At 55.8% G+C, this 25526-nt stretch carries 25 protein-coding genes; 9 read left to right on the forward strand and 16 right to left on the reverse strand.

Annotation, left to right across the window (positions count from 1 at the left end; translation table 11 throughout):
* Positions 1-13 precede the first annotated feature (13 nt).
* From FE784_RS12920 to FE784_RS12960, 9 genes are all read right to left on the reverse strand, one after another.
* Positions 14-817: a beta propeller repeat protein gene (locus FE784_RS12920; RefSeq protein ID WP_139602617.1), complete on the reverse strand. Its 804-nt coding sequence runs from the start codon at positions 815-817 to the stop codon at positions 14-16.
* 592 nt (positions 818-1409) lie between these two features.
* Positions 1410-2003, reverse strand: a complete 594-nt coding sequence (gene folE, locus FE784_RS12925) for a GTP cyclohydrolase I FolE (RefSeq protein WP_139602618.1) — start codon at positions 2001-2003, stop codon at positions 1410-1412.
* Between the two features lie 39 nt (positions 2004-2042).
* Complete coding sequence (locus FE784_RS12930) at positions 2043-2252, reverse strand: YneF family protein (protein WP_139602619.1); 210 nt, start codon at positions 2250-2252, stop codon at positions 2043-2045.
* Between the two features lie 209 nt (positions 2253-2461).
* Positions 2462-3493: an HD-GYP domain-containing protein gene (locus FE784_RS12935; RefSeq protein WP_139602620.1), complete on the reverse strand. Its 1032-nt coding sequence runs from the start codon at positions 3491-3493 to the stop codon at positions 2462-2464.
* Positions 3494-3557: 64 nt separating this feature from the next.
* Positions 3558-4730 (reverse strand): tRNA epoxyqueuosine(34) reductase QueG, encoded by a 1173-nt coding sequence (gene queG / locus FE784_RS12940; protein ID WP_139602621.1) that lies wholly within the window; start codon positions 4728-4730, stop codon positions 3558-3560.
* Positions 4731-4742: 12 nt separating this feature from the next.
* Entirely contained in the window at positions 4743-5180 is a 438-nt protein-coding gene (gene rnhA / locus FE784_RS12945) for a ribonuclease HI (protein ID WP_176706172.1), read from the reverse strand.
* A 2-nt stretch (positions 5181-5182) separates the two neighbouring features.
* Entirely contained in the window at positions 5183-5785 is a 603-nt protein-coding gene (gene lepB, locus FE784_RS12950) for a signal peptidase I (RefSeq protein WP_139602622.1), read from the reverse strand.
* 1 nt (position 5786) lies between these two features.
* Positions 5787-6338 carry a DUF402 domain-containing protein gene (locus FE784_RS12955; protein WP_139602623.1) on the reverse strand — a complete coding sequence of 184 codons (552 nt, stop codon included), beginning with the start codon at positions 6336-6338 and terminating at the stop codon, positions 5787-5789.
* A gap of 293 nt (positions 6339-6631) precedes the next feature.
* Entirely contained in the window at positions 6632-7060 is a 429-nt protein-coding gene (locus tag FE784_RS12960) for a GNAT family N-acetyltransferase (protein ID WP_139602624.1), read from the reverse strand.
* Positions 7061-7584: 524 nt separating this feature from the next.
* On the opposite strand from FE784_RS12960, the gene FE784_RS12965 reads away from it, so the two are divergent.
* Positions 7585-8196: a superoxide dismutase gene (locus FE784_RS12965; protein ID WP_139602625.1), complete on the forward strand. Its 612-nt coding sequence runs from the start codon at positions 7585-7587 to the stop codon at positions 8194-8196.
* Between the two features lie 156 nt (positions 8197-8352).
* The gene (locus tag FE784_RS40840) at positions 8353-8514 is read left to right on the forward strand and encodes a hypothetical protein (protein WP_176706173.1); all 162 of its coding nucleotides are present in this window, start codon (positions 8353-8355) and stop codon (positions 8512-8514) included.
* A gap of 98 nt (positions 8515-8612) precedes the next feature.
* On the opposite strand, the gene mutY is transcribed toward FE784_RS40840, so the two are convergent.
* Positions 8613-9782: an A/G-specific adenine glycosylase gene (mutY, locus tag FE784_RS12970; protein ID WP_139602626.1), complete on the reverse strand. Its 1170-nt coding sequence runs from the start codon at positions 9780-9782 to the stop codon at positions 8613-8615.
* Positions 9783-9882: 100 nt separating this feature from the next.
* Here mutY and FE784_RS12975 point away from each other — a divergent pair, with 100 nt between their 5' ends.
* Positions 9883-10737 (forward strand): AraC family transcriptional regulator, encoded by an 855-nt coding sequence (locus tag FE784_RS12975; protein WP_139602627.1) that lies wholly within the window; start codon positions 9883-9885, stop codon positions 10735-10737.
* Positions 10738-10862: 125 nt separating this feature from the next.
* Positions 10863-11498: a hypothetical protein gene (locus tag FE784_RS12980; RefSeq protein WP_139602628.1), complete on the forward strand. Its 636-nt coding sequence runs from the start codon at positions 10863-10865 to the stop codon at positions 11496-11498.
* 358 nt (positions 11499-11856) lie between these two features.
* On the opposite strand, the gene glpK is transcribed toward FE784_RS12980, so the two are convergent.
* Complete coding sequence (gene glpK / locus FE784_RS12985; RefSeq protein ID WP_139602629.1) at positions 11857-13329, reverse strand: glycerol kinase GlpK; 1473 nt, start codon at positions 13327-13329, stop codon at positions 11857-11859.
* Between the two features lie 185 nt (positions 13330-13514).
* Here glpK and FE784_RS12990 point away from each other — a divergent pair, with 185 nt between their 5' ends.
* Complete coding sequence (locus FE784_RS12990; RefSeq protein ID WP_139602630.1) at positions 13515-13721, forward strand: DUF6199 family natural product biosynthesis protein; 207 nt, start codon at positions 13515-13517, stop codon at positions 13719-13721.
* Between the two features lie 8 nt (positions 13722-13729).
* On the opposite strand, the gene FE784_RS12995 is transcribed toward FE784_RS12990, so the two are convergent.
* The 4 genes from FE784_RS12995 to FE784_RS13010 form a co-directional block, all read right to left on the reverse strand.
* The gene (locus FE784_RS12995; protein WP_139602631.1) at positions 13730-15451 is read right to left on the reverse strand and encodes a glycerol-3-phosphate dehydrogenase/oxidase; all 1722 of its coding nucleotides are present in this window, start codon (positions 15449-15451) and stop codon (positions 13730-13732) included.
* Positions 15452-15763: 312 nt separating this feature from the next.
* A complete protein-coding gene (locus tag FE784_RS13000) occupies positions 15764-16570 on the reverse strand; it encodes an SDR family NAD(P)-dependent oxidoreductase (protein ID WP_176706175.1) in 807 nt (268 codons plus the stop codon).
* Positions 16571-16724: 154 nt separating this feature from the next.
* Complete coding sequence (locus FE784_RS13005) at positions 16725-18956, reverse strand: right-handed parallel beta-helix repeat-containing protein (protein WP_176706176.1); 2232 nt, start codon at positions 18954-18956, stop codon at positions 16725-16727.
* Positions 18957-19019: 63 nt separating this feature from the next.
* Entirely contained in the window at positions 19020-20366 is a 1347-nt protein-coding gene (locus FE784_RS13010) for an ABC transporter substrate-binding protein (protein WP_139602634.1), read from the reverse strand.
* Between the two features lie 256 nt (positions 20367-20622).
* On the opposite strand from FE784_RS13010, the gene FE784_RS13015 reads away from it, so the two are divergent.
* From FE784_RS13015 to FE784_RS13025, 3 genes are all read left to right on the forward strand, one after another.
* Positions 20623-21537, forward strand: a complete 915-nt coding sequence (locus tag FE784_RS13015) for an AraC family transcriptional regulator (protein WP_139602635.1) — start codon at positions 20623-20625, stop codon at positions 21535-21537.
* A 282-nt stretch (positions 21538-21819) separates the two neighbouring features.
* Complete coding sequence (locus tag FE784_RS13020) at positions 21820-22320, forward strand: metal-dependent hydrolase (protein ID WP_139602636.1); 501 nt, start codon at positions 21820-21822, stop codon at positions 22318-22320.
* A gap of 129 nt (positions 22321-22449) precedes the next feature.
* Complete coding sequence (locus tag FE784_RS13025) at positions 22450-22815, forward strand: c-type cytochrome (protein WP_139602637.1); 366 nt, start codon at positions 22450-22452, stop codon at positions 22813-22815.
* Positions 22816-23010: 195 nt separating this feature from the next.
* Here FE784_RS13025 and acpS read toward each other — a convergent pair whose 3' ends face one another.
* Positions 23011-23397, reverse strand: a complete 387-nt coding sequence (gene acpS, locus FE784_RS13030) for a holo-ACP synthase (RefSeq protein ID WP_139602638.1) — start codon at positions 23395-23397, stop codon at positions 23011-23013.
* A 143-nt stretch (positions 23398-23540) separates the two neighbouring features.
* Here acpS and bioA point away from each other — a divergent pair, with 143 nt between their 5' ends.
* The gene (gene bioA / locus FE784_RS13035; RefSeq protein WP_139602639.1) at positions 23541-24911 is read left to right on the forward strand and encodes an adenosylmethionine--8-amino-7-oxononanoate transaminase; all 1371 of its coding nucleotides are present in this window, start codon (positions 23541-23543) and stop codon (positions 24909-24911) included.
* Positions 24912-25526 lie beyond the last annotated feature (615 nt).

Raw genomic sequence — 25526 nt, forward strand, 5'->3', positions numbered from 1 at the left:
ATCCCCTCTTCCGTCATATCGATTGAATACCGCGGAATAACGTGGCCACTACGATCGTGTCGCCGATCCAGTCGGCATCGGCCACGGGGAAGCCGAGTCGGACCGGAAGCAGCGTCACGCTGTCGCGGATCAGCCCGAGCCGGAACAGCCCTCTGTCGGTACACACGTACACTTCGCGTCCTTTCGGAATCAAACCCATCATAAATAAACCGTCCAGCCGGTAAATGTCGAAGCCTCCGCGCTTGTTGCCGACGATCAATTGCCCGCGATCGCTTACCCCGATCAGACGCCCCCGGAAAACCGCAACGCCCGTCACCGCAGTCCGCAACGGAAATTCGCTCCAATCGCCGGTCAGCCGGTCGTATACCGCAATTCCGCTCTCGCAGCCCGCAATAATAAATTGGGGCAAATAGAGCAGGTCATACACGATGGAATCGGGAAAAGCCCAGCTCAGCCAGCCATCCTCCGTCCTGCACCAGATGCCGTATTGGGTAGCGGCGAGCATCCTTCCGCTCTCGCTCTCGCGGAACCGGTATACGGGGATCGCTACGTCCGTCGGCTCCCAGCGTTCGCCGACATATATGTACAGCCCTTTGCTCGTGCACGCCGTCAAGACGTTCCGACTGACAAGCAGCCGGTTGACCATGGCATCCTCGGGCCAATTATCGTCCAGCGGGCTCCAGTTTCCCGTATCGTCAATGCGATATACGCCTTGACCGAGCGAAGAGGCATACACGGTCGAGTCGGGCCCGGCCGCGACAGAGGAAACGTGCGGAAACATGCGGTTCCAAGTACGGGGCACAGCGTTGCGCGGCATCGGACAGCGCTCCTTCCACAATGGTGATAACAATTATCATTATATTGATAATGATTATCAGTGTCAATTATTAATCGTAGTTTCTTGAAAATACATTCGGGCTCTATATCGACATTGCAAAAAACAATGAACCTCATTTTGCTATTGGCGAACTTAGGTTCAACAATAGTAAAATGGGGTTCATTTAAACCGCAATTCCGCCTGCAAGGAGCAAAATAGCGCAATATACGGAGCTGCCTTTCGTTTAAACCGCCAACAAGTTGCCTGTAATTAGCGGCACTGGATTCCGTTATTATCTCGAATTTCGCTACACTTCTGAATATAACGGCACAAGATTCCGTTATCTTGATTTCTATAGGTGAAATTGGGTAAAGAACAGCATAATAGGGGAAATATTTTCCTTTATTATGCTGTCAACACTGCTATTGAGGTTAATAACATACGCCAGTTCCGCTATTGTATGGAATCGCGGTCACGCCGGCACCGGCAAAGGCGGCTGGCCTTCGCCGATCATGCGATGTAAGCACTTCAGTATGCGAATTAGGCTTCGTTCAAAAAAGCCGGCCTCCCTGGGAGACCGACTTTCCTTCTTTTAATCCTTGACGAGAGACAAAAATTCCGCCCGCAGCGCGGAATCCGAGGTGAACCGTCCTCTTACGGCCGACGTCACCGTCTTGCTGCCCGGCTTCTTTACCCCGCGCGAGCACATGCACATATGCTCTCCGTCCACGACGACCATAACCCCTTGAGGGTCCAACACCTCGACGAGAATGTCGGCGATTTCCGACGTTATGCGTTCCTGGACTTGCAGTCGACGGGTAACCGCTTCAACCAACCGGGCGAATTTGCTTAGTCCGGCAATTTTGCCGCTCGGCAAATACCCGATGTGGATTTTGCCGAAAAAGGGCGCCATATGGTGCTCGCACTGACTGTAATAGACGATATCCTTGATAATGACCAGCTCTTGGTGGTTTTCGTCGAACGTAACTCCCATTACGTCACGGGGGTCGACCGAATAGCCCGCGAAAATCTCCTCATACATCCGGGTTACCCGGGCCGGCGTCTCCAGCAGTCCTTCGCGCTCCACGTTCTCGCCCATGAGCCGCAAAATTTCTCGTACATGTTCCTCGATCCGTTCTCGGTTGCGATCCACGTTGTCGTTACGGTAATCTTTCACCCCAGCCATCCGAATCCCTCCTCCTCGCTTACGCGGGAGATGCAGCCTTTATTTCCATTTCTGGTTTTTCATCATGCCCTGAACTTGCTGCATCTGTTTCTTGTTCAAGTTATACCCCATCTTCTTCGCCATCTGCTGCAGCATCTCGGGATTTGCCTGCATCGCTTCCATTTGCTTGCGCAAGTAGAATACGCCGATGAAAAATCCTCCGACGAGACCGACGATCAAAGTCACAATAGGTATAATCCAACTCCACATTCAATTTCACCCCAACATCGATTTCTTATGCTGTCGAATACATTTCATCATAGCATTTTGGGAAGTTTACTTCAAATGGGAAAAATGGGCCCGATCCGCCGGGCTTTTACTACGGAGAAGCCTCCGTTGCGCCTCGCCATCGCCGAATGAACTCCTATATGGGGATATTTCCGAGCCTATCAATAAAAGAAGGATCGCTTTGCGCTATGCTAAGCCAGTACGCTCTCGACGAACACGGTCGTGTGCCTCGCAAGGTCGACTTCCTTGACCTGAATCTGATCCTCGACCTGGCGCACGACGCGAACGATCGGACGCCCCGGCAAGCCGCGATGCTGCCCTACGACGACGCCCGACTCTTTCGTGGATAGGCGGACGGACGAGCCGGTCGGGTAGACGGAGACGGTTCGCAGAAAATGGATTAGCACGTCCCGATCCAGCTTTGTTCCCGCCAATGCCATCATATGCTCGCATGCCTCGTGGGGAAGCATCCGTTTGCCCCCCGCGGATAAATTGTACTGCAAATTGTCGAACATGTTGGCGACGGTCACGATTTTGGCGTATATATGAATTTGGTCCCCCACCAGCTTCCTCGGGAAACCTTCGCCGTTCGGCGCTTCATGGTGCTGCAGCGCCACATGGGCGATCAGCAGATTCAGCTCCTGCTTCTGCTTCAGCAGCTCGAAGCCTCTCCACGTATGGTGCCGTTTCGGGTCCGGCGATTCGTCGTCCGCGAGCCTCTCCACCTTGCCGACATCGTGAAGCAGCGCTCCTATGGCCAATTCCTTCAACTGCGTCTGATTCAAATTCATATTGATGCCGATCATCGTGGACATCATGCACACGTTCAAAGCATGCACATACGCTTCGTTATCCTTCGTCCGGATATCCGAGAGCTGGATCAGCACTTCCTTGTTGCGCGTCACGTCGTCCAGCAGCTGGTCGATGCTCACGCTAACCGAACGGGTGTCGAACTGCTTGCCGGACTTGATCGTGTCGAACGTTTCCGTCATCTTCTTCATGACGCTCCGCTTCGTTTCGTCGGACAGCACCTCGGGAATTTCCACGTCCTCGAATTGGGGGTCTTTAATATATAACATCGTCGCGCCGATCCGGTTCAGCGTGTTGATCATGTAGACGGTCAATTGCACGCCTTCGGACAGCAGAACGGTCCCGTTGCTGGCAAAAATCGTTCTGCCCAAATATTGTCCCGATTCCACCTGCTCGATGCTGACGTATTTCATGCAAACTTTCCCTCCAGCCTAATAACTCCCCGTTGTCTCGCCTGACCGAGACCGTTCACGCTCGTCAGGTCCCGCTCGCCGAAATCTCCTTCGCGGCGCTCCTTATGCGCTCCGCCACATCGGGGTTAGCTTCCTTCCGCTCCGCTTCTTCCAGCGCGGCCAGCGCTTCCGATCCGCCGATCCGCCCAAGCGCCCATGCGGCCGTCCCGCGAATTTCCGGCCTGTCGTCATCGTTCAGCATCTCTGCCAATAAGGGTACGGCCGACTTGTCCCGGAAATTGCCGAGGGCAATGATCGCATTGCGCTGAATCGGTTTCTTACCGCGCCAGGAAGCCGCCATATCGCCGTATTGTTCGCGAAACTGCTTGTTCGACATCGACAGCAGCGGCTTCAGCAATGGCTTTACCTTCTCCGGGTCCGGCTGCAGATCGGGCTGATGCGTCCAGTTTTTCCCTTTGTTCACCGGGCAGACGACTTGGCACGTATCGCACCCGTATAGCCGGTTGCCGATTTTGCGCATCATATCGTCTCCGACGAAACCTTTCGTTTGCGTCGCGAACGATATGCAGAGGCTCGAATTCAACTGTCCCGGACCGACCAGAGCGCCGGTCGGGCAGGCATCGATGCATATCGTACATTCACCGCACTGGTCGGTTATCGGCCGATCAGGCGGGAAGGGGATATTCGTGACAAGCTCGCCGAGGTATACCCAAGAGCCCCATTCCGGCGTTATGATCGCGCAGTTTTTGCCGCTCCATCCGATACCCGCGCGTTCGGCTACCGCTCTGTCGACCAAAGCGCCCGTATCGACCATGCTTTCCATCCGGGCGTCCGGGACGCGCTCCGTGATGAACGCTTCGAGAGAAGCCATTCTTCGCCGCAGCACCCGATGGTAATCCTCCCCCCAGGAGGAGCGGGAAATAATCCCTCGGTATGCGCCCGGCTCGGACTTCGGAGGATCGGACAATTTGGAGGGGTACGCGATTGCAATGGAAATTAGCGATTGCGGGCGATCCAGACTGAGCGCCGGGTCCGTCCGCTTGTCCAGATCCGGCTCCTCGAAGCCCGACTCGTGTCCCCGTTCCCGGTGTCGCAGCAATATTTGCTTGAGCTCCGCGAACGGCTCGGCCGACGCGAAGCCGATCTTGTCGATGCCGAGCGCAGGCAGAGCCTCTTGGATTTCCTCTTTCAATCCGGCCCAGTGTTCCCGGGTTCCCGACGCCGTCGTGACGCTCATGCCGTGCTCACCTCAAATTAGGCGCTTGATCGCTTCCCGAGCCAAAAAGTCGCAATGGTTGTTGAACTCGTTGTCGCTATGTCCTTTGACTTTAATATACTCCACGTTGTGCGTTTCCATTAATTTCAACAGCTGCTTCCACAAGTCCTGATTTTCGACGGGCTGTCCCTTGCTGGTTTTCCACCCGTTCCGCTGCCATCCCCGTATCCAGCTTTGCTGGAAGCAATTGACCAAATAAGCGGAATCGCTGTACAGCCTCACCTTGCAAGGCTCCTTCAGCACGCCAAGCGATTCGATCGCGGCAAGCAGCTCCATCCGGTTATTCGTCGTATGCTTCTCGCCGCCGGACATTTCTTTGCGATTGGCGCCGTAAAACAGGATGGCCCCCCATCCGCCGGGGCCCGGATTGCCGGAGCACGCTCCATCCGTGTAGATCATGACGTCCTTCAACGCTACAGTCCTCCCATTTGGCGAGGAGGCCAAAGGATGAACTCGGCCTTGCCTTGTATCGCCTTCTCCGACACGGTACCGAATGTCCGGCTATCCTTGCTGGCCAGCTGATGCCGGTTGTCTCCCATCACGAAGTAGCGTCCTTCTTCGACAATGATCGGCCCGCGGTCCCCGTCCTCGATCTTGATATCCGTATAAGGCTCGGAGACGGCCTCCCCGTTCACGTACAGCTTGCCTCCCCGAATTTCCACGTTGTCTCCCGGAGTGGCCACGACGCGTTTGACCAAATATTGCCGGTCCACCGACTGCATGTCGGGATCCTTCAAAATGACGACGTCCCCCCGATCCGGATGTCCGATCAGGAAGGAGAATTTGTTGACGAACAGCCACTCCTTCTCCCGAAGGGTCGGTTCCATGGAATGTCCTTTGACCGTAGATAAATTAAAGACATACATGTTCAGCAAAATCACGATGACAAGAGCAACGGCTATCGATTTGGTCCAATCCCATAGTTCTGAGGCCACGCTGCGCGTCGGAGCCTGCGCCTGCTCCGCTGCGGGGGCCGAAACCGCCTCGCGGCCGTCTTGGCTTTCGTAAGTGCCCATGTCAACCCTCCGGCCCATCGTTTTTCCACATCTCGTAGTAGGCAAGTACCTGCTCGTTGCGGAACGGCGTATCTCCCCGCTTCAATCGGCCCAACACCGCTTCCAGTCCCCGCTTCACTTTGCGCTCCACTACGTCCGAGTAATGGTAATTTTGTTTATGCAGCTCGTATTCTTCCTGGTCCACGACTTGGGTATAGCCGTCCGGCGTGCGAATCACGTCCAGATCGTAATCGATGTAAGTAATGACTCCGCCGTTCACGTACGGAGGAGAGGCGATATTGCAATAATAACGGACTCCCTGATCCTCCAGAAGCGAAACGACATTGAACCATTGACCGGGAATGAAAAACGTGACCGACGGAATTTTGCTCGTCCATTCCTTCCCGTCGCGTTCGCGAATCGGCGTCTGGCTGTTGATCAGCACGATCATCGACTCGTCCCGGTGCTCCGGAATGAGCAGCGGGTCGGGAATACGCCAGTTTTTCATCCACATCCGATGAAGATGCCCGTCGTGTTTGAAGCTTTTGATTCGATATGGGGAAAATGGATTCATAGTAAGCCCTTTCTGAACAACTACTCCTATTATATCAAAAACCATTATCGAAGTAAGCACATGGATGTACGACCGCGAAATAGCGGTTGTTTTTGATGGTACGAAAAGCTCTCCTTCGCCATTTCCCTTGGCCAAATCCACTTTCCGTAACGTTATCAAAAACCATTATCGAAGTAAGCACATGGATGTAAGACCGCGAATTAGCACCCATACGAATACAAAAGCATATCTCTACGCCAATTGCAACGGCTTCAAGATATGCCCTTCGAAGGAGCGATGCGATTCGTCTCCCGTCAGCGGCCGCTCACGATTCTCAAGTGACGGAACGAACGGGAAAAATTGTTGTCGGTATAGCCTACCGCTTCGTAAACGGGAAGAATCGGTTCGTTGTGCACATCCACGGTTACGAGAATTTTGCTGACCTTGCGCTGGATGAACTTCTGCTTCAGACCGTTGATAAGCGCTTTGCCGATGCCACGCCGCTGATACGCTGTCGCTACGGCGATACGGTAATAATACCCCTGGTTGCGTTGGTCGATCGTACCGATGATGATGCCGGCGATCTCATCGCCCACGATGGAGACAAGTACCAGGTCCGGATCCAAGGAAAGCTGCTTGGCGAAAGCTTCCATCGTCTCCTCGTAACAGGCTTCGGACAATACTTCGCTGAAAAGACTCGTAATCGACGCATAATCGGACAAATAAAAGGGCCGAACGAACATCCTGGTCTCTCCCCGTTTGTTTTTTTATCGACGAAAATGATATGAAGTTACAAATACGACAAAAATCGAGGAAATCCTGCCAAAGTCTTAATAAATCCTTAAAAACTTTAGTTTTTTTCGAAAATTCGCATGAAAACGCTTATTAGAAACCGTTTTCAGTCCCATTTTAGGATCCTATAGGCTTTTTAACATATATTTACGTTTGTACATTTTTTTCCTTTTCCCAAATTTTCGACAAAATTCGATTGAACTCCCCTCGTTACCGTTCAAGAATACTGCTCCTCTGCCATGTCCGAAACCGGGCAAGACGATACTCTCCTATACTCTATGAGACGTTGAAGTATAAGATGATAAAAATCAAGCATACTGTTTAGGGTTGGATTTCAAAGGTTTATTGACAAGTTCGAAATCCGGCATGGGTGACGACGAACTTTTCAAACATAAGTATTGCGCATGTTGACTTTATATCCGGAAATAAGGGATAATAGGCATGTACAAATCCATAATTTAGGGAGGTATTTCTCATGGCACATCAACTGCCGGCTCTGCCTTACGCAAACAATGCCCTCGAACCTCACATCGACGCACAAACGATGGAAATCCATCACGACCGTCATCACAACACATACGTAACGAACTTGAACGCAGCGCTCGACAAACATCCGGAGCTGCACGACAAATCGCTTGAAGCACTCATCTCCGACTTGAACGCGGTTCCTGAAGATATCCGTACCGCCGTTCGCAACAACGGTGGCGGCCATGCGAACCACTCCCTGTTCTGGACGACGATCGGCCCGAACGCGGGCGGACAACCGACCGGCGCTCTTGCTGCGGCAATCGACAGCGAGCTTGGCGGATTCGAAGCGTTCAAGCAAGCTTTCGCAACGGCTGCTACGACCCGATTCGGCAGCGGCTGGGCATGGCTCGCCGCTACGAAAGACGGCAAGCTGAAAGTATACAGCCTGCCTAACCAAGACAGCCCGATCATGGAAGGCGACACGCCGCTCCTCGGACTGGACGTATGGGAGCATGCTTATTACTTGAAATACCAAAACAAACGTCCGGACTACATTGGCGCTTTCTGGAACGTAGTCAACTGGAACGAAGTCGGCAAGCTGTACGACGCCGCGAAATAATTCGGTTTGAAACGAATGGGAACCCCCGCCCGTCACAAAGGTGACGGGCGGGGGTTCTTGCGTTGCTTTTGTTCCTTTCGGCACCGGTTCTTGTTCGTCGGCTTCGCGAATACAATGTAGCGAAAAACGATCAACCCCGAAAGGACGATCCCCCATATGTCGAAATCGAACCGCGGAAAAGCGTTATGGAAGCTGCCCTCCCGAGGAAGAGGGACGTGCCCCGTATGCCGGGCGACGCGCATCAAGCTGCTGTATACCCGCACGCTGGAAGACGGCGCCAAGTCGAAGGTATGCAAGCGATGCCGCCCAAGCGCGTAAGGCAAGCCCTGCCGGAGGCAAACGCCTGAAAACGAAGAGAAGCTTCCGCCCCTCATGATATAGGGGATCGGAAGCTTCTTTTGCGGGCAATGCCCTGTCTAGCGAACTCCGGCTTGCTTCAATATTTTCAAAAAAACGTTCGGGAGCGCATATTGACCGAGCTCTTTCTCGCCGAACCACAAAAAGACGTCTCCATCACGCAATCCGTCGTCGTCGGCCGTGTTGTTTGCGACTCCTCCATCATGTACAGCCGGCCCTTCCGCCAAACCGAGGAATCGGCACCGGTATACGCGCAGCCGCCAATGGATGTGGCTGAACGTATGCTCGGCGTCCATCATCGGCTCTGTCGGCTCGACGTTCAACCCGTATTCGGCAGCGAGCTTCTCGCGCAGAAAGCGCATGGCCGCCGCGTCCGCTCCGGCAGCCTCCGGCTCCGGCATCGTCTCAGGCAGCAGCACGTGAGGCAGCTCCCACATGCTCGCGAGCAGCCCCTCCTTGGGCCGCTGGCGGGCCAAGATGCGGCCCGCTTCCTCTCCGGCGCCTTCGATGAAGGCTACAGCCCGCCTTTCCGGCCTTGGCGGCTTCGCCTTCGTCTTGACCGGCAGCTCGTCCGCAATCCCTTCCAACCTCCCCGCGCACAGCTCCATGACGGGGCAGGTCAGACAGTGCGGCGATTTCGGCGTACAGACCGTCGCTCCAAGCTCCATCAGCGCCTGATTGAAGTCTCCCGCCTTTCCTTCCGGGATAAGCTCCCGGGCGAGCTTCTCGATGCCGATGCGGGTCGAAGGCTTGGCGATGTCGTCCCGAAGCAGGAAATAGCGGGACAGTACGCGCATGACGTTGCCGTCCACCGCCGGCTCCGGCTTATTGTAGGCGATGCTCAGGACGGCTCCGGCCGTATAGGGGCCGACGCCCTTGAGCGAGGAAATTTCCTCCTTCGAATCCGGCACCCTTCCGCCATAGCTTTCCTTCACTTCCCGCACCGCCGCCTGCAGATTGCGCGCACGCGAATAATAACCGAGTCCTTCCCACGCCTTCAGCACCTGTTCTTCCGGTGCGTCCGCAAGCGCTTCGACCGTCGGAAAACGCTCCAAGAACCGGTGGTAATACGGGATTACCGTCTCCACCCGGGTTTGCTGCAGCATAACTTCGGAAATCCAAATATAATAAGGATTGCGGCTCCGTCGCCAAGGCAAGTCCCGCTTGTGCACGTCGTACCATTCCAACAGACGTACGGAAAAATACGATTTTGCGTCGTTCGTGTCCACTTGTGTATCTCCTCTTTCGTGCTGTCGATTTCCGTTTCTGGTATGATGAATTTGTTTGAATCCCGCCTCGACGAGCGGGCGAAAGGAGCGTCTCTTCAACATGCTGACTCCGGGGGAAATAGCCGCCCGATTGAACAGGCTCGTCTTCTCGATCGTGCTGACCGGCCACCGCAAATGCGAGCCGACGTGGGTCCAGCCGATGCGGACGATCCGGCACCATTCCTTCTGGCTAATCGTAAAAGGAAAAGGGACGTTCACGATCAACGGTACCCACTACCCGGCCGAGCCGGGCAAGCTGTTCTTCTTCGAGCCGGGAATGCTCGTGGAGCGCCGGACCGATGAGGAACAGCCGATCGAATATTACTTTTTACGTTTTCATTATACGGAAACGTACGAGGAGAAGGAACAGTGGATTTGCCGGAGCTCGGCGGAAAGCCCGTTTCCGCTTCAGGGCATGTATACGTTGCAGAACACCCCGCAGTTCATTTATTGGATGGAGCAGCTGTTCGTCCTGTGGCAGCGGCGGGGACATATGACCGCCATGAGGCGCAAAATATTGCTGCAGGAGTTCTGGCTGGCTCTGCTGCAGGATTTCCGCGCGCAAAAAATTGCCGGAGATACGACGGCGGCGATCGAGCTGACGCAGGACTACATGGTCCAGCACTACCAGGAGCCGCTGACGCTGGAATCGCTGGCGCAATTGGCGGGCCTTAGCGTCAGCCATTATTCGCGTTTGTTCAAAAAAGTGATCGGCTACAGCCCGATCGATTATTTGACCCATCTGCGCATGGACCGCGCCAAAGAACTGCTCGTCCTATCCGATTACCGGCTGAAGTCGATCGCCCACAGCGTCGGATACGGAGACGAGTTTTACTTCAGCCGCATGTTCAAGAAGGTCGTCGGCCTGTCGCCTCGCGAATACGCCAAGCGTTACCGGATCGATCCGGTGCCATAGCCTCCTGCAGCCGCCCCAGTGCAAGTCCCTTTTGCGCGGGGCCACCCCCTCCTCGACCGGACGTTCCCCAAGTTGACTTCCGTTCTATGGAATAGTAAGCTAACGTTGATTTGAGGTGACTGTACGTGAAGCGGCTCGCGGCCGAAGCTTATTCGATTATTCCATACTTGTACATATGGGGCCTGCAATGGATGGCCAACTCGTTGCTGCAATACTTCCGGGTCTTGGACCCGAACGGGACGATTGGCATGGTGCTGCTATGGGCAGCGGCCGTGCTGAGCATCTTCTACGCGGTTCGAGGACTTGGGAGCCGCGGGAAAAAGGCGCATCCGCGTTCCGGTTCGATCGACGGCACCCCCGGTTCGGGCTCGGATTCCGCCACCATCGGGACCGCTTCCTGCAAAGTCGAAGCTGACTCGGAAGGCTCACATTCCGCCTCCGCCCCGGGTTGGGCTATTCCCGTTCTCGCCGCGGCGGCGCTGCTCGTTATCGTCGTGCTGCTCTCTCGTCTGGGGGTCGTTCCGCTATTTACGGCCGAGCTGTCCCGGTCGTTTGCGCTTGCCTGCTTTTATTTGTACGTCGGCATGAAACTAGGCCGTGAGATCGTCTATTTGGGCCTGTGGCTCTTGTCTCTCTCCATCATTATAACGGTATGGTATTTAGGCTACGCTCCGATCATCCTCGGATTTTCCGCAGGCGCCAGCTTGCTTGCTTGTGCGGTAATTTTGCGGATTTGGAGAAGAGCCGGCCTGCGCATTTAATGGAGCTGCGTGGAAATACCGTTCTTTCATGAAATAGAGACCGCCGAGATGACGGGACTCCCTACCCGATGGGGCGGTTCTAAAGACGGCAGTATCGAAGGGGACAGGTGCGATCGGCAAAGGCTTGTTTAGCCGGATTTGAAGCAGCAGCTTCGTGTCGATAAAGAGTACTTCAAATTCGCTAAAATAACGGTTGCGAGGCGCTAAAGTCCAGTTCGGAGCACGGGTTGAGGTTTTTCACATTTCCCGCGAAACGCTGAAGGCTCGAGGATTGTGGATTTATCCAACCATGCCTCGCCGCTACGAAAACAAGGCTGCTCCCCCGTCAAACGACGAAGGGAACAGCCTTTTCCGTTTCCTACAACTGATATCCGACCGCACGCAGCCAGCCCGCATACTTGCGGTTCCGGTCTTCCTCGGCCATGGCCGGCTCGAATTGCCGGTCCTTCTCCCACAGCGCCTTCAGCTCGCCGGTTCCGTTCCAGAAGCCGACGGCCAACCCGGCCAAATAGGCTGCGCCCTGCGCCGTCGTCTCCTGCACCTTCGAGCGGGTGACGCGTACGCCCAGCATGTCCGCTTGGAACTGCATGAGAAATCCGTTCCGTGTCGCGCCGCCGTCCACCCGCAGCTCGTTCAGACGGATGCCGGATTCCTTCTCCATGATCCGCAGCACGTCCATCGTCTGGTAAGCGATCGATTCCAGCGCCGCCCTCACGATATGCGCCTTGCCGCTTCCCCGCGTCAATCCGGTAATCATGCCTCGCGCATCGGCCGTCCAGTAAGGCGTGCCGAGACCGGTGAACGCCGGCACGATGTAGACGCCCTCCGTATCGCTTACCGACGCGGCCAGCTCTTCCGTCTCGCCCGCATCCGAGATGAGCTGCAGCCCGTCTCGCAGCCATTGGACGACCGCTCCAGCCGTGAATACACTGCCTTCCAAAGCGTAGCTCGTCTTGCCGCCCACGCTCCAGGCGATCGTCGTCAGCAGCCCGTTTTGCGATTGAATCGGCCTCTCTCCCGTATTTTTCAGCAAAAAGCAGCCCGTTCCATATGTGTTCTTGGCCATGCCGGCCTCGTGGCAGCCTTGGCCGAACAAAGCGGCCTGCTGATCGCCCGCCGCACCGGCCACCGGGATCCCCGAATCATTGCCGAGCAGGACGGTTTCTCCGTATACGTGGCTCGAAGGCTTCACCTCGGGCAGCATCGCCTCCGGAATGCCGAGCTTGGTCAAAATTTCGCGGTCCCAGTCGAGATCGTGAATATTGTACAGCATCGTGCGGGAAGCGTTGGAGACGTCCGTCACGTGGACGCGTCCTTCGGTCAAATTCCAGATGAGCCACGTATCGATCGTCCCGAACAGCGCTTCGCCGGCTTCCGCCTTCTCGCGCACGCCAGGCACATGGTCGAGAATCCATTTCAGCTTCGTTCCGGAAAAATACGGATCGGTGACGAGTCCCGTCTTCATCCGGATCGCATGGTCCCATCCTTCCCGCTTCAATTGCTCGCAGGTGTCGCTGGTCCGTCTGCACTGCCAGACGATGGCCCGGTGGAGGGGCCGTCCTGTCGCCCGGTCCCATACGACCGTCGTCTCCCGCTGGTTCGTAATGCCGATCGCGGCGATTTCGCCCGGGTCTATCCCTTCCGCTACCTCGCGCATTACCTGCAGTTGGACGCTCCATATTTCTCCGGCGTCGTGCTCGACCCAACCGGCATGCGGGAAATATTGCTTGAATTCCTTCTGGGCCACCCGCTTCATCTGTCCGCCGCGGTCGAACAAGATCGCCCGGCAGCTGGTCGTGCCTTGATCCAGAGCCAATACGTACCGTTTCATGACGAATCCCTCCAACGGTTGTTTATGCTACCACCATACCACCCTCGGAGGCGGATGAAAATACCGGGAAAGAAAAACGCTTTCCCTTCCGAAACTTTCCAAGCCCGACTCACGTAATGAAGAAGTAAGCGCGTACAAGGTGCAATGTGCATGCAAGCACAAAAGCTTAAAGCGAGGTGCCTCCCATGGCTTGGATCAAAGTCATACCGTATGTTTTCATCGGAATCGGGCTGCTGAACGTTCTGTTCCCGAGAACAGCCTGGTTTTGGAATATCGGCTGGCAATTCAAAAACGCCGAACCGAGCGAGGCCGCCATCCTGATGGGCCGGATCGGCGGCATACTGGCAGTCGGTATCGGACTGTTCCTGCTCCTGTCCGGGCTAGGGACGTAGCCGCCGCCTCAAACGGCGGAAGCGTCAGCCTCGGGAAAGCTCGTTACTTGCTCGATATAAGCCACGGCATCTTGCCGCTGACGATCCGATTCTTCCCCGCTCCATCCGAGCAGCCTCGCCATCGTCTGCACGACCGGCTTGACCAGCGCTTGGGCGCGCTTGCGGTCGAACGTGACGAGCCCTGTCCGGCGCACGAGAAAGTCGGTCGCACTTACTGTCATTTCATGGTCGATCGAATAACGAAGCTCAGCCTCCAGCAGAGGCAGGTCGATTCTGCGACCAAGTCCGTCGGCCTCGGCATTGCCCGGAACTGCCGTGGATGCCGCCTCCTGCGCCAGATCGGCATACAGGTCGAATATGGAGCTTACGTTCGATCCGTACCGGCCCAGCAAATATTCCGTATCGCCGGCTCCGATCCTCATCTTCTCGCCGCGCGCGATCCATTGCCGACGGTAATCGGCATAGGAAGCCATTCCGCCGCGATCGCCTCCGCTGATGTCGTCCCGGTCGGTTTTACAGCCTACGGCGGCTCTTCCTTCCTCCTTGACCAGCTCCTGCTCGACCAAATCCACGACCTTCTCGGCCATTTTGCGGAAGCCGGTCAGTTTGCCGCCCGCGATCGTAATGAGTCCCGATTCGGAACGGAAAATTTCGTCCTTCCGGGAAATTTCCGAAGGGCCCTTGCCTTCCTCCCGGATAAGCGGCCGCAGCCCGGACCAGGACGATTCCACGTCGGCCGCCGCAAGGCGCGCCTCCGGGAACGCATGGTTGACCGCCTGAATCAAATAGTCGCGGTCCTTGCTCGTCGTGCGCGGCTCTTCGACTTTGCCCTCATAGAACGTATCGGTCGTACCGATGTACGTTTTGCCCTCGCGCGGAATGACGAATATCATCCGCCCGTCCGGTACGTCGATGTAAGCCGATTGCCGGATCGGCAGCCGGGCGTGATCGACTACGAGATGAACCCCTTTCGTCAGCAGCAGCCGCTTGCCTTTGACCTCATGGTCTTGGGAGCGGACGCGATCGACCCACGGGCCGGCTGCGTTGACGATTTTTTTGGCATATACGGGATAAATTTGGCCTGTCAAACCATCCTCGACGTTCACTCCGACAACTCGGCCTTGCTCATACAAAAAGCCGACCGCCTTCGCATAATTCACCAGCTTGGCGCCGTGACCGTAAGCCGTCTTGGCGATTTCGACCGTCAAACGCGAATCGTCGGTGCGGTATTCGTAGTAATAGCCCGCCCCCTTCAGCCCTTCCCGCTTGAACATCGGCTCCAGCTCGATCGTCTTGGAGCGGTTGTACATGACCCTCCGTTCTCCCCGCTTGACGCCGGCCAGCAAGTCGTACACATACAGGCCGATCGCGGACATCCAGTAGCCGTACGTGCCGCCCTTGTAGATCGGCAGCATCATCGGCGCCGGAATGACGATGTGCGGCGCTTTGCGGTGCAGCAGCGCCCGCTCGCGGCCAACCTCCATGACGAGCTTCACTTCGCCCTGCTTCAAATAGCGGAGTCCGCCGTGCACGAGCTTCGTCGAACGGCTGCTCGTACCCCAGGAGAAATCCCGCATTTCCACCAAGCCCGTCTTCAATCCCCGCAAGCTGGCGTCCCAAGCGATACCCGCCCCGGTGATGCCTCCCCCAATGATCAATATGTCGAGCCGTTGTTCGGACATGCTTTGCAGCATCCGTTCCCTTCTTCTAGCGGAAAAAGTCGCGTCCATCGTTATATCGCCTCCCATGACGGCAGCTTCGGGCTGCTTGGCCGGATTATTTGCGAACGCAAAAAACCCTTCCGCGTGATGAAGCGTCCCGTTACGTCAAGTAACAGGGCGCCCATCAGCAAAAGGGGTCTCTTCGTCTCCGCCCGATTGATGATGCCGTCCATTCGTTTGTTCTTCTTGCCATCAAGCGTACCACAACAGACTTGTCGCTGTAAAGAGTTAGCAGGATTTACTTGTTCGGCTGCAACGCTTCTCCGCTCTGCCCAATAGAGGCTATCTTCGATCAGCAGTCGGGCAGCCGCGGTGTCCCGGTCAAAACAGGTCGCGAATATCGAGCACGCTGCCGGACGGATGGCGATCGTCGAAGAGCACCCGCAGCAGCTTGTCCGCCGCCTCGCCCGGGCTCAGCAGCGCTCCCGATTGCTTCAGCCGCACGAATCGGTCCCGCTGCCGGAACAAATCGGCGCTTGTCTCTCGAATCCGGCTCTGCATGCCGGTATCCACTACGCCGGGGGCTACCGACAGCACGCGTACCCCGCCTTCTTCCACCTGCTGCTCTTCGCCCGCGCAGCGGGTAAACATGTCGAGCGCCGCCTTCGAGGCGCAGTAGGCGCTCCAGCCGTAGTACGGCTTCTTGCCTGCCCCGGACGAAACGTTCAGCACTCGCCGATCGACGTCCCAGCCTGCCGTATGCCGTATAAATTCGGCGGTCAGCGCCATCGGCGCAATCAGATTGAGCGCCACACTGCGCGCCATATCCGGAACGGAGCAGCGGTCCACGGGGGCCATCGGCTCGATCGTTCCCGCATTGTTGATCAAATACGCACCCGTTATTCCGTCGGCAAAGGCAGAGCCGTTGCCCGGTCCGATCCCTACGTCACTTCCTTCGCCTCCGCTTCCGTCCGTTAAAGCCTCGGCCATCACCGTCTCCAGACGCCGGGCGTCACTGAGATCGCACGAAATCCATTCCAGCCGAACGCCTCTAGCCCGAGCCTCGGCTTGCAGCTCCGTTCCTTCTCCCCGTGCCAAGCCGATCAAGCGATGACCGGGGCGCATGAGCTGCCGCAACATCTCTTCCCCCAAGCCTTTCGAAGCTCCGGTGACGATAAACAGCTTCACTATCCATTCCTCCTCGTTGCGTTCTGAAGCTATATCACTTATTATAGCAAACCGTCCGGGACATACGCATGCAGGAAGGCCCCCTTTTACAAGGCAGCCTCCGCGCGCTCTATCGTGTTTATCCTTGCTCCGGATTCTTATTCCCACATTTATTCTACACTCCGATACGGCCGAACTCCTCGAACACGGCGACGGTATCGATAAAGCTCCAGACGACTGCTCCGTCGGATGCATTCCCGGCCGTATGGGACGGAGCGGCGTTGCCGGTCGTACCGGCTTGGGCCGCTTCGTACAATTTGCCGGCATTGATCCGGCGTTCGCCGGCAGTGACGGCTTGGCCGCCGCCCCACGCCGCCGCTGCCGTATCTACGCCCTTTGCAATGCAAATACGTCCCTCTCTTCCGCCGGATACAGGATTGTCGTCATACATTCTGTCGCCGGCTCTGAAGGGCAGCTCCGTCGGCGTTGATCCACCAACGAGCTTCCGCACCAAATTGACGTTCGAGATGCGATTCGAATGGTCCGCTCCTTCCAAATGATTGCTTTCGAGCAGAAGGTCGTTCCTTTTACCGCTCACCGCAGAGCCGTTCGGACGATACACGGAGTATATCCCGTACGTGGAAGGACGGATCGCCGGAGCGTATACTTCGTCCATGTGCCATTCGGGCAATGTTTCGCTCGTTTGAACGGCCGTCCAACAATCCGCGTTCAGACCGGGCTGCGTGCCGCCGGAGGATAGATGCCGCTTCTTCGCCTCATACTTGATGCCGTTATGGATGACCCGATCGGCGACGGGGTATTTGCAGACGACCGTATTGCTTGCGATCGATCCCGACACGTCATCGATATAAATATCCGCAAAAAAATTCGCCGTGACCATATTGCCCGTACAAGCAATTCCCCGCACATAGCGGACATTCAATCCCGCCCCGCCGCACAGCATGACGGAATTCCCGGAAACGGCGATGCCATACGGCAGAAATGCCGCGTTGTAGGCCGCCCCCAAGCAGGCGATGCCGCTTCCTTCCGCACCCTGTATACTGTTTCCGACAATAGCAACGTTAAGCCGGGTGCTCGCTCGGGTTACAAAAACCTGCGTATATCCGATCCCGACTCCAAGCGAGCTTGTCTTGAAAGCTTCCGGATTCCCGCTGTTATCCAGAAGCAGCCTTTTAACCCCTCTAATATTGTTGGAGGATACAGCAATGTCCGTATTCCATCTCGCCCCGACCCCCGTGGAGCTGATCAGGATCCCGTATTCGTAGCAGCCGACGATAATATTTCCGGACGCGTTCACGTGGGCATGCGCGATTCCGATGCCTCCGCCGTACACGAACCCGCATTCCCGAATGTAGTTGCCGGTTACGCTCGTATTGAAGCCGTGCGTCTGCGCCAAATAAATCCCGTTTTTACCGCATCTCTCGATATGGTTGCCGGTTAACGAGGCTTGACTGTGGTTGTTCACGACAATGCCGTTGCCGGGCGAATTCACGATTCGGCAATTATGAATGCGGATCGTTCCCATGTCTGGGTCCGCATTTGCGAATTTGCCGATGATGTATATATTTTGATAGCCCAATGCCCCGGCGTTGTTCCCCTGCCGATAGGCGGGATCGCTCATCACGCCCTGCAATCGGTCGTTTCCGTCGACAATCAAACCGAATATGTCGATATCTTTAATGCCGTTTCCGAGTATGACGCTGCTGGAGGCGACCGAGGAGCTCGGAATGGTTCCGTCGTCGCGTTTCAATCCGCCCGGACCGAGCAGCACAAACCCGTCGTATACTTGAACGCCGTTTACCGTGTAGACTTTGTCGAATCCGATAATCGGACGTCTCCCTGCATGTTGGACCGACCAGGCTCTCGCTGCGTCGAGTACGGACTGAATGACGGTTTGTTCGTTGCCCGCTCCTACTGCGCCGAAGCTCTCGGGGCGGAACTCGTTCTCGCGGTCCTGCAAACGGACCCAGCAGCCGCTGCCGGTCGGGTTCGTCTCTCCGCTCCCGTTCAAAAACGAAGGCAAGCCCGGAGCCGTTCCGTCCCAAGAGGCAGTCGGACTCATAACGGTTCCTCCATTATGGGCCGCTTTCGGTATTGCCGGATCCCAATACAGCAGTCCTCCCCCCGTACCGGTACCCGGGCGGTATTGGTTCAAACTTATTTGCTGCCCCGCATATTCCCCCTCGAAGCCGATCAAATTCATCACGTCCTCGAAGCGCAGAACCGCCTCGGGCAAGCTCAAGCTCTTCTTGGGTTTGAAGTAAACGCTTTCAACAACCGAAGCATGAGTTTCCAGTTCTCTCCCGTATACCAATCCGACCGAAGCGACGCCTGCAACTCCAAGTGAAGCGAGCATTTGTCTGCGACTCATTCGACTGCCGGCCATCCTCATTCCTCCTCGCATGTCCCTGCTATATCGATCCATCATCCGATCTTCGGAGATAAGCTTTCACTTTATTTTGGCGTCGATCGCTTTGTTCGCCTTCTCTTCGGCGTTGCGGAGCGCCGTATTCATGTCTTGCGTGCCGTTCAGTACTTCGTTCCCGGCCGCAATCATTTCCACGAGAGCCAGCCTGTTGAACCGGTTCGAGTAGGGCAAGGCGCTCATTTTATGCTTGTAGACCGCTGCGACGTTTCTTCCTTTCAAGATGTCCAGCTTCGTACCGAATTGCTTGACGATTCCGTCGTCGATCAGAACGGACATTTTGCCATTCCGGGACAGAGTCGTTTGAACTTCCTCCGAGGCCATTAAATAGGAGACGGCCGCGAATGCCTGATCCTTATGCTTGCTTGATTTGGAAACCATGAAGTAAAGCGGTTTATTCGCTCCGGCAATGCCCGGCTTCTCCTTGGACTGGGGCAAGGAAGCGACGTCCCAATCGATTTTGTGCCCTTTCCGTTCTACTCCTTCCAGCAGGTTGACCATAATGTTGAAGCTTTGCATGAGAGACGCCAATGTCTCCTTCTGATAAAAATCTTCGTTCGTCAGCTTCGTATTCCCCGGTATCGCGGCAATTTGCTGCATCAGGGCAAGCGACTTCTTCCAATCGTCCGTCTGGAAGGAAGCTTTGCCCGTCTTCGGATCGACCAGAGGAACGCCCCACTGGCTGCCTGTCATCGGCAAATTGATCATACGGAAAGAGGCGTACTGCACCCCGTCCTCCATCCGCGACAAACGCTTGAAGGCGGCGATCGCGTCATCCCAGGTCATATCGTCCGTCGGGTAAGGAACCCCGAACTTATCGAACAAGTCTTTGTTGTAAAACCACATCATCCGGTCCGAATAGACGGGGAGGGCAAACAATTCTCCCTTTGAGCCGATCGTTTTGGCGCCTTCGATCACGAGGGGGTCTACCTTTTTCAAATCTATGGAAAAATCTTGGACATAACGGTTCAAATCTTCCGGGTAATCGTAATCCAGCAGCCCCGCCAGGTTCGGGTAATCCGTAAACACGATATCGGGAGTATTGCCGGCGGTAATCAGGTTATCGAGCGTGTTGCTTGTTCCCTTCTGCTGATCCAAATATTCCAATGTAAGAAACGGATACTTTTTGCGGAGCGGTTCGGCGAAATATTGATCGAATTCCGCTTGTTGAAACGCGGTGTTCCAATTATTCACTCTCAGCGTGACCGGCTCGGTACTCGGTTGTTTTCCGCTCCGCTCTCCCCCGGGCTTTGCGGTGTCGGCCGATTTATCCGCCATCAAGGATTGTTCGCCGGTATTCCCCGAGCAACCGGTTACGGATATACCTAGCAGAAGCAGCGCCGCATATGACGCAATCATACTTCCTTTCAAAGGAACCCCTTCTCTCTTTTAGTTTTGTGATTTTTTTCACATTCACTTGTAATGGGGAACGCTACAGCAAGCGAAATGCATACATTCCTGTATTGCCGTCGCCGGGCCTTCGATTCACCCTCTTGCAAACGCTTCCTCCTTCCGCTTTTTATATTCAACCCCCGGGTTCTTCCTTATAATAAACTTATCTGCACCCAATTTCTTTACCAAGGAAGACGATTATTTTGCGAAATCGTTCAGGAAGAGGTCGATCGGGATGAATTTTCCGAAATATGATTTGCGCATCGAGCTTTCCATTCTTCAAATTATTACGTTCTTCTATATGGAGCTTCCCAAGCGCTTCTGGACTCCCGGGGAAAGTCACGATTTCTGGGAATTGTGCTACGTCGACAAAGGGCAGTACGAAATCGTTCGCGGCGCCGAACGAATCGTTCTGGAGCAGGGGGATTTGCTGTTTTACGCGCCTGACGAATTTCATGCCGGACGGGCCGTGAACGATACGGCGCCTACCCTTATTATCATTTCCTTCGTTTGCGATTCGGCAGCCATGCGTTTTTTCGAAGGGAAAACGTTTCGACCGGATGAGGACGAGAAGGTGCTGCTTTCCCGGCTGGTGGATGAAGGGCGGGAAGCTTTCGATCCTCCCGTCGATTCCCCTCGCATGCACAGACCTTCGCAAAGGGCCGCCGCCGCATTCGGGAGCGAGCAAATGATCAAAAATCATTTGGAAATTTTGCTCGTCCAATTGATCCGGAAAGGTGAAATCCGGAAAGTGCAGACCAAACCGGAGACGATCGTCGCGGCCAATTACAATCATGCGCTCGTCGAGCAAATGATTGCCTATATGAATAACCGTGTCGGAGAAAGCTTGACCATCGAGCAAATATGCAGTGCATTCGGCACGGGCAGAACCCGGCTGATGACTCTCTTCAAGACCGCTACCGGACTCGGAACGATCGCCTATTTCAATAAGCTGAAGATCGAACGCTCGAAATCGCTGATCCGGCAGCATGCGTATAACATGACGGAATTGTCGGAACGACTGGGCTTCACGAGCGTGCATCACTTCTCCAGATCGTTCAAGAAAGAAACGGGCATGACACCGACCGAATACGCCCGCAGCGTAAAAGCGAGAGCTTTGCGCAAAGCTACCGACGCGTACCCGGAATAACGGATTGCGATTATAGCGCTTGAACCGTCTTACCGAAAATTGTAATACAACTGAAATATGACTTTCATCTTCCTTTAATGATACGGGCCTATAATAAACCTCGACCCCCTTTTTTCATATATATTTGGAAGACCCACACGGCCCGTTGCTTTGTGGGTCTCTTTTTTTGCGTTCAGGCATGCTATCGTCGGCAAAAAAAGAACAAATGTTCCCAAAATGTGATAGTATATAAGTGTTGCAAAACACGCTACTCGAACTTTATGGGCCAGGGAGAACACTTACATGCTGCAAAAAACGCACAGCGCGGCCGGCCTCGTGGCCGCAGAACTCGTAATCGTCAATCTACAGGTCCCCTTCCTGTCCTGGGATGCCGCCGGAGCCATTCTGCTGGGCTGTCTGGCCGGGACTTTGGCCGATGTGGACAAGCCTGGCTCCACGATGGCCAAGGTGCTATTCCCTTTGTCGGCGCTGCTCCGGTTCATTCATGTCCGTCATCGGACGCTGACACACTCCATCGCGTTCGTCGCGGCTTTGGCGCTCGCCGCCTCTCCGATGCCGGCATTGTACTTCTGGGCATTCGTTGCCTCCTATGCCTCGCACCCGCTTATCGATCTGCTCAACGAAAACGGCGTGCAGCTGTTTTGGCCGTTGAAAGGAAAAATACGCCTGCTGCCGAAATTTATGGCCGTCGATACCGGATCGCCGATCGAAGCGGCGATCCGCTGGATTTTGCTCATCGTAAGCTTGTGGATCCCTTTCTCGACCATCGATTTCAACCTATGATCCCGGCCGTAGGGACTGTCACACATTGTTTGCACAATGTACACGGGGGCGCCTTCTCTGAAAAAGCCGTCTGCGGCACGCATATGGTAAGATGGGCTTAGCGATGCTTGGGGACAAGGAGGGCTGTCGATGAAGAGCCAAATGATGACGTATACGGTGACAGTTATGCTGCTGGCAACGGCAGTTTTGACAGGATGCGGAGCGAAGAACGGAAGCTCTGGCAGCAGTCCTGATGCGGGTGCAGGCCAGACCGCCGCAGCTGCAGGCGGCAATGCGGAGGCGCTGTACAAGAAGCACTGCTTGTCCTGCCACGGCGACCAATTGCAAGGCCGGGTCGGGCCGGGCACGAACTTGACCAAGGTCGGCGGCAAGCTTAGCCGGGAGCAGCTCGTAACGCAAATCGCCAAGGGCGGCAATGGAATGCCCGGCTTCAATAACTCGCTGGACGAGACGGAAATCGGGGCATTGGCCGACTGGCTGTCCGCCAAGAAGTGATCGGTCCGTTCGCCATGGCCGGCCCGCGTTTGAGAAATTCGGCCGATCGGAGAGCGTTTGCCGTCCTCGCGACTGGCTTGAACGAGAAATAACGCTCATATGGACCTTATTCCGCGCCTCGTCGGTCCTCGCTGCGGATGTGGTTCCTTGAGCGTTATTTTGAATAGGTACATCCGGCCACGGTAATACTCGGCCTCACTCGGCTTCCACAATCGCATAAGCTCCGGCCGTCGTGGCCGAGTGGGTGATGCTCAGGTGAATTTTCAACGGCTGCGGCTTCCCGAGGCGCGCCCATGCCGCGTCTGACAGACGGCATTCCGGCTTGCCGCATTCGTCCGGGACGACGCGGATGTCCTGAAAGCCGACCTCGCGGCCGATGCCGCAGCCGAGCGCCTTCACGACCGCCTCCTTGGCGGCGAAGCGGCCGGCGACGAACTCCGCGAGCCGCCCGCCGCGCCGGGCGGCCAATTCCCGCTCCTCCGGCGTCAGCACCCGCTCCACGAACCGTTCTCCGTGAGGCTGTCCGAGCAGCTTTTTTACCCGTTCGATATCCAGCAAATCGATGCCTACTCCTGCTATCATCCCGCTTTATCCTGTCCTTTCCTTCCGCCCCCGCGCACCCGGGTCCTTTACGTTTTCCGTTCCTATCCGCTATAGTTTCTATTATAGGGCAATCCGGCGATATGCGCCAATTCCGTTCCCTATGCTCGCGAAGGAGGATCGACATGGATCAAGAGGCCAAACGCGCGCTTCTGCACAAAGACCGCCAGCGGGTATGGCACCCGTTTACCCAAATGAAAGATTACGCCCTTCAGGACCATCTGCTTATCGAGAAGGCCGAGGGCATCTATTTGTATGACGCCGACGGCAACCGGTATTACGATACCGTCTCCTCCTGGTGGGTGAACGTGCACGGACACGGGCATTCCCGGATCAAGCAGGCAATCGCCCGTCAGCTTGACGAAACCGACCATATTATGTTCAGCGGCTTCACGCACCGTCCGGCGATCGAGCTGGCGGACAAGCTGATCGATATCGCACCTTGCGGGCTCGGCAAAGTATTTTATTCCGACAACGGCTCCACGGCCGTCGAGGTCGCTCTGAAAATGTCGTTCCAATATTGGCGGCATGTCGGCAAACCGGCGAAATCGAAATTCGCCTATCTGGAGAACAGCTACCACGGCGATACGCTCGGAGCGGTAAGCGTAGGCGGAGTCGACCTGTTTCATTCGACATTCAAGCCTCTGCTGTTTGACGGATATCGGCTGCCATCGCCTCTCGTGAGCGAATGGTCCGATGGACGGCCGACGCCCGAAGCGGCAGAGTCTTCCGTGGCGGAAGCGCTCGAAGCCGTCCGGCGGCTGTTCGAGTCGTCCGCCGCAGAAATCGCCGGGTTGATCGTCGAGCCGATGATCCAGGCGGCCGGAGGCATGCTCATGCACCCTGCCGCATACGTCACGGGACTGCGCGAATTGTGCACGCGATACGAGGTGCACTTGATCGCGGACGAAGTTGCGGTAGGCTTCGGGCGAACCGGCACGATGTTCGCCTGCGAGCATGCGGGAATATCGCCCGACCTGCTCTGTCTCTCGAAAGGGCTGACTGCCGGCATGATGCCGCTCGCCGTTACATTGTGTACCGATACGATCTATGAAGCGTTTTACGACGACTATGAGACGCTGAAGACGTTTTTCCACGGCCACAGCTTCACCGGCAATCCGCTCGCTTGTGCCGTCGCCTTGGAGAGTCTGCGCATTTTCGAGGAGGAAAGCGTCTTGGAGCATGTCGGGAACGTTTCCTCGGCTCTGCGCGAGCAAATTCGCCGGTTTGAAGCCTTCAGCCATATCGCGGGCATCCGCCAGCTCGGCATGGTGGCCGCTTTCGAGCTATATGAGGACGCCGGCTCCCGGCGGAGCTATCCTTTTGCCGAACGGCGAGGGTACCGCTTATATTTGGAGGCATTAAAGGAAGGGCTGATCTTGCGCCCGCTCGGCGATACCCTTTACTACTGGCTGCCTCACTGCACGTCCACTGCGCAGTTGGAGGACATCGTGGACCGAACCTGCACCGTACTGGAGCGGCTTGGCTACCGGTGAGGCTAATGGAGCCGCGGACTGTTGCGGGCAAGAAAAACTGAAGGAGGGCGCATGCCCCCCTTTTTTTCTACGACTGCATCATTCGCGCATAGAAGTGCATGTACCGCATGTACCGCATGCTCTACATGCAGCTTGCCGCCTCTGCCGGCGCTCGCGAGACAACATATCCGCCAAGTAGCGGAACTGGAGTTTGCTATTGAGCCGAATGCCGGTGCCCGCAAACAAAATAGCGGAAAAACGTTGCACTATTCCGCTGTTCATGATCATTTTCACCTTGAAAGATCGAAATAGCGGAATCCTGTTCCGTTATTCTCAAGAGTATAACGGAATTCCGGATCATAACGGAGTATTGTTCCTCTATTGACGGCAACACCGTTGCAGGCGCTTCATCAAGGGGGGCCCGTAAGGGAACTACATGAAGCTGTTCGGATCCAAGATCACGCAAACGCAGAAACAGTGAACCTAAAGCTTTTTGGCAACGCGCACTCTCCCGTGCGCGTTGCGGCGTCGCATGGGCGACAGACCAATGGTTACCGAATACAAGTTCTCTAACATGAAATTAGGTTCACCGTTCGCCGAATTCGCGCATCCGGCAAGCAATTAGCGCAATAAGCA

Origin of the sequence: Paenibacillus hemerocallicola, assembly GCF_006265175.1 — a bacterium.
GTDB lineage: Bacteria > Bacillota > Bacilli > Paenibacillales > NBRC-103111 > Paenibacillus_AB > Paenibacillus_AB hemerocallicola.